This window comes from Saccharopolyspora sp. 7B (assembly GCF_020177435.1).
Classification (GTDB): domain Bacteria; phylum Actinomycetota; class Actinomycetes; order Mycobacteriales; family Pseudonocardiaceae; genus Saccharopolyspora_C; species Saccharopolyspora_C gregorii.
In genome coordinates, this window is record NZ_JAIUKC010000254.1 from 1 (window position 1) to 4,964 (window position 4,964).

General features: G+C 70.9%; 4 protein-coding genes. 2 read left to right on the forward strand and 2 right to left on the reverse strand.

Going from position 1 to position 4,964, the window contains the following annotated elements; genetic code table 11:
* The first annotated feature begins 419 nt into the window (after positions 1-419).
* Positions 420-1,916 (forward strand): glutamate-cysteine ligase family protein, encoded by a 1,497-nt coding sequence (locus LCD33_RS28230; RefSeq protein WP_224962333.1) that lies wholly within the window; start codon positions 420-422, stop codon positions 1,914-1,916.
* Positions 1,917-2,042: 126 nt separating this feature from the next.
* The gene (locus LCD33_RS28235) at positions 2,043-2,672 is read left to right on the forward strand and encodes a superoxide dismutase (RefSeq protein WP_224962331.1); all 630 of its coding nucleotides are present in this window, start codon (positions 2,043-2,045) and stop codon (positions 2,670-2,672) included.
* Positions 2,673-2,914: 242 nt separating this feature from the next.
* On the opposite strand, the gene LCD33_RS28240 is transcribed toward LCD33_RS28235, so the two are convergent.
* Positions 2,915-4,141: an MFS transporter gene (locus LCD33_RS28240; RefSeq protein ID WP_374228550.1), complete on the reverse strand. Its 1,227-nt coding sequence runs from the start codon at positions 4,139-4,141 to the stop codon at positions 2,915-2,917.
* A 268-nt stretch (positions 4,142-4,409) separates the two neighbouring features.
* Positions 4,410-4,796, reverse strand: a complete 387-nt coding sequence (locus LCD33_RS28245; protein WP_224962335.1) for a MarR family winged helix-turn-helix transcriptional regulator — start codon at positions 4,794-4,796, stop codon at positions 4,410-4,412.
* Positions 4,797-4,964: the final 168 nt, after the last annotated feature.

Consider the following 4,964-nt stretch of genomic DNA (forward strand, 5'->3'; position numbering starts at 1 on the left):
GTGATGAGCGCCGTCGTCGGCTTCCACCTCAACCGGGGCGTGCTCGCCGTCGCCGACCGCGCACCGGCCACCACCGGCGCAAGGAGATTCCCGGCTGCCGCGCGTAGTCGACCCGTTCCGCAGGAGGCTGGAGATCCTCACCGCATCGGCGCAGCGCGCAACGCAGCGTGCGGATGGGTCCGCGCACCGACGGTGATTCCGCGGCCTGCGCCACCGCGCCCGATCGGCCAGGGCACGCCCGGTCAGGCCCGCCCGGAACGGGCGCGGAACCGGCCGGGAAAGTCCCTTTTCCCGCTGGTCACAAGAGGTGCCCGGGTGCTCGCTCGAACACCGTTTTGGACGCTGGTCCGCCGGGTACCGATGTGTCACCGTTGGTGTCCACCTAAGCCGGCGTGCTGGCCGACGAGCGGGGAGACGGCATGGGAAAGCACGTGACCAGTCGGGCTTTCACTCCTGTGGACCGGCAACGCTATCGGGACAAGATGCAGCGCGGTCTCGACGCGCTGGCCCGGATGCTCGCGGAGGGCAACTTCTCCTTCCCGCACCAGCAGATGGGGCTGGAGATGGAGCTGAGCCTCATCGACGAGCGGATGGACCCGTCGATGTCGAACTCGGTGGTCCTGGAGAAGATCAACGATCCGTCGTTCACCACCGAGCTGGGCCAGCACAACATCGAGCTCAACGTGCTGCCCCGCGCCCTCGCCGGGGACGGTGCCCTGGAGCTGGAGCACGAGCTGCGGAAGGCGTTGCGGCGCGCGGACGGCAAGGCCCAGGACGCGAACGCGAAGCTGGTGCTGATCGGCACGCTGCCCACGCTGCGGCGCAGCCACTTCGACCCGGGCTGGCTCTCGCACGACCCGCGGTACTCGCTGCTGAACGAGCAGATCTTCACCGCCAAGGGCGAGGAGATGCTGCTGGACATGGAGGGCGCGCCGCTCGGCGACGGCGGGCCGGAGCAGCTGCGCTGCTACGCGGATTCGATCGTGCCGGAGTCGGCGTGCACCTCGGTGCAGCTGCACCTGCAGGTGGCGCCGGAGGACTTCGCCGCGCACTGGAACGCCGCGCAGTGCCTGGCCGGGGTGCAGCTGGCGATCGGCGCGAACTCGCCGTTCCTGCTCGGCAAGGCGCTGTGGCACGAGACGCGGGTGCCGTTGTTCCAGCAGGCGACCGACACCCGGCCGCAGGAGCTGAAGAACCAGGGCGTGCGGCCGCGGGTGTGGTTCGGGGAGCGCTGGATCACCTCGATCTTCGACCTGTTCGAGGAGAACGTGCGCTACTTCCCCGCCCTGCTACCGGAACCGGAGGAGGAGGATCCGGTGGCGGCGGTGCAGGCGGGCCGGGCGCCGACGCTGGCGGAGCTGCGGCTGCACAACGGCACTGTCTGGCGCTGGAACCGGCCGGTGTACGACCTGGTCGACGGGGTGCCGCACCTGCGGGTGGAGAACCGGGTGCTGCCGTCGGGGCCGAGCGTGCGTGACGTGGTGGCGAACGCCGCGTTCTTCTACGGGGTGCAGCGCGCGCTGACCGAGCAGGACCGGCCGGTGTGGACGCAGATGTCGTTCGCCGCGGCGGAGGAGAACTTCTACACCGGGGCCCGGCACGGCATGGACGCGCACCTGTACTGGCCGGGCGCCGGATGGATCACCCCGGACGAGCTGGTGCTGCGCCGGTTGCTGCCGATGGCGCACGAGGGGCTGCGGTTGTGCGGGGTGTCGGACGCCGCGCGGGAGCACGCCCTGGGCGTGATCGAGGCCCGCTGCCTGCGCAAGCAGACCGGGTCGTCGTGGCAGCGGGACGTGGTGGCGCGGCTGGAGCAGCGCGGTCACGACCGTCCGGCCGCGCTGGCGGCGATGCTGCGGCGCTACGTGGAGCTGTCGGACTCGGGCGAGCCGGTCCACGCCTGGCCGCTGGAGTGATGCGGGCCCGCGCGCGATCCCGGTGACTGAGATCAACCCGGGCCGGAATGCAGCCGCCCAGCTGTTGCCACTAGATTGCAATTGCTAGAGACTGCTGACAGCGATACGCGCACAGGGAGACGCTCCATGGCTCAGTACGTGCTGCCCGAGTTGGACTACGACTACTCGGCGCTGGAGCCCGCGATCTCGGGTGAGATCAACGAGCTGCACCACAGCAAGCACCACGCGACCTACGTCAAGGGCGCCAACGACACGATCGAGAAGATCGCCGAGGCGCGGGACAAGGGCGACTTCGGGTCGATCGTCGGCCTGGAGACGACGCTGGCGTTCAACCTGGCCGGGCACTCGCTGCACCTGGTGTGGTGGAAGATCCTCTCGCCGAACGGCGGGGACAAGCCGACCGGTGAGCTGGCGGCGGCCATCGACCAGGACTTCGGGTCGTTCGACAAGTTCCGCGCCCAGCTGGAGGCCGTGTCGACCACGATCCAAGGCAACGGGTGGGGCGTGCTGGCGTGGGACCCGGTGGGTCAGCGGTTGATCACGCAGCAGCTGCGGGACCACCACTCGAACCTGTCGATCGCCACCACGCCGCTGCTGGTGTTCGACATCTGGGAGCACGCCTACTACCTGCAGTACAAGAACGTGAAGGCGGACTACGTCAAGCAGTTGTGGAACGTCGTGAACTGGGACGAGGTCGGCAAGCGGTTCGCCGACGCCCGCGCCGGTTACAACGGACTGCGCCTGCCCACCGCCTGAGCCTTCCCGCGGCCGCGCGGGACCACGGACCGGCGGTGGATGCTCCGACAAGCGAAGCTGCCGACACTTCGGGGCCTTCCTCCGGGAGGGCCCCGAAGTGCTGTCCGCCCCCTGACCTGCTCGTTCGGCCTCGGACGGGAACGAACCCCGAACGCGAACGGGCCCCGCCTCCCGGAGGAGACGGGGCCCGCTCTGTTCCCGAACTGACTGCCGCTCCCACCACGAAGCGGACATGTATTAGGTTAGCCTAACCTCCCAGGGTCCGCAACCCCCGATCTCCGGCGGCGCAGCAGCACCCCGCACGCCACCGCCGCGACCAGCGACGCCAGCCCACCCAGCAGCAGCGGCGACCGCGGGCCCAGCACCTCGGCCAGCCAACCCGACGCGAGCCCGCCCACCGGTTTCCCGCCGAGGAACAGCAGCATGTACAGCCCCATCACCCGGCCGCGCATCGACGGCTCCACCGCCAGCTGCACCGTGGAGTTCGCGCTGGTCGTGAAGGTCATCACCGCGACCCCGACCGGCACCAGCATCACCGCGAACGACCAGTACGACGGCATCAGCGAACCGACCGCCTCCAGCAGCCCGAACGCACCCGCCCCCAGCACCATCAGCCGCAGCCGCGACCCGGACCTGCTGCTGCGGCGAGCGGCGAGCGTGGCGCCGGAGAGGGTGCCGACGGCGAGCATCGTGATCAGCAGTCCGTAGCCGTCGGCGTCGCGGTCGAACACGTTGCGGGCGATCACCGCGAAGGTGCTCTCGAAGTTCATGCCGAAGGTGCTGACGCAGAACACCAGCACCATCACCGCCACCAGGTCGGGGCGCCCCAGCACGTAGCGCAGCCCCGCCCGCACCTGGCCGCGCTCCTTCGGCACCGGTTCGCTGCGGTGCAGCCGCGCCACGTTCATCAGCAGCAGCCCGCCGACCACGGCGGCCGAGCTGATGCCGTTGGCGATGAACACCCACCCGGTGCCGATCGCGGTGATGAGCAGCCCGGCGATGGCGGGCCCGACGATCCGCGCCAGGTTGAACGTCATCGAGTTCAGCGCGACGGCGTTGGTGAGCTGCGCGGGGCCGACCATCTCGACGACGAACGACTGCCGCACCGGCGCGTCCACCGCCGCGAAGCAGCCGAGCACGAAGCACAGCGCGTACACCTGCCAGAGCTGCGCCGAACCGGACACGTCGAGCAGTCCGAGCAGCAGCCCGCAGGCACCGAGCGCCGTCTGGGTGGCGACCAGCAGCCGCCGCTTGTCGAACCGGTCGGCGGCGGTGCCCGCCCACAGCGTCAGCAGCAGCGTCGGCAGGAACTGCAGCGCGACGGCCACGCCGAGCGCGCCGGGGCTGCCGCCGGAGAGCTCCAGCACGAGCCAGTCCTGCGCGGCCCGCTGCATCCAGGTGCCGGTGAGCGAGACGACCTGGCCCGCCGCGTAGTAGCGGTAGTTGCGCACCCGCAGCGAGCCGAACATGCCGCCGCCGGTGCCGGTCTCCCCGGCCGGCGGTCCGCCGGGCCGGTGATCGCTCTTCTGCCCGGGGTCGCTCTCCTGCCCGGGGTCGCCGGGCGGACCTCCGGCCCGCCCGCGCGCGGCCGCCGGTTCCGGATCACCGGCGCGCGCGGCCGCGGACGCACCGGGGAGTGCGCCGAGCTCGCCGGTGGACGTGCGGTTCGCACCGGCCGGGTCGGACCCCGACGGGTGCGGCGATTCCTCTGGCACCGCCGACGTGCTCAGCTCCCTCCTAGCGCTGCGAGATCCGTTCCATGATCTCGGCCGCGTGACTCAAGGTCGCGCGTTCGTCCCTGGTGAGTTCGGCCAGCTGGACGTCCAGCCAGCGCTCGCGGGCGGAGATCTCCTCTTCGATGCGGGCGCGGCCCGCGTCGGTGAGGTCCACGACGGCCTGCCGCCCGTCGGTGGGGTGCGGGGTGCGCACCACCAGGCCGAGGCCTTCGAGCGCCGCGATGACCCTGGTCATCGAGGGCGGCTGCACGCCTTCCTTCGCCGCGAGCGTGCCCGGAGTCATCGCCCCGGCCTTGTAGAGGCAGGACAGCGCGGACAGCTGGGAGAGCGTGACGACGGAGTCGGTGCTCTGCGCCCGCAGCCTGCGGTTGAGGCGGACGGAGGCCATCCGCAACCGGGTGGCCAGCGTGCGCTCCCGTTCAGCGATCTCGGACACGTCGTTAGTCTACCAAACTACTTGACGACATTTCGGTCATACGCCCCATCTTCGGACGCGATGCGCGGAGCTTAGTGCCTCCCCCACCCCGCACGACCCCCAGGCGACCGGGGGGGGCCG

Excerpts from the sequence above, each read along its gene's own strand:
- LCD33_RS28230 (WP_224962333.1), top strand. The coding sequence starts at position 420 with ATGGGAAAGCACGTGACCAGTCGGGCTTTCACTCCTGTGGACCGGCAA.
- LCD33_RS28235 (WP_224962331.1), top strand. The coding sequence starts at position 2,043 with ATGGCTCAGTACGTGCTGCCCGAGTTGGACTACGACTACTCGGCGCTG.
- LCD33_RS28240 (WP_374228550.1), bottom strand. The coding sequence starts at position 4,141 with ATGTTCGGCTCGCTGCGGGTGCGCAACTACCGCTACTACGCGGCGGGC.
- LCD33_RS28245 (WP_224962335.1), bottom strand. The coding sequence starts at position 4,796 with ATGGCCTCCGTCCGCCTCAACCGCAGGCTGCGGGCGCAGAGCACCGAC.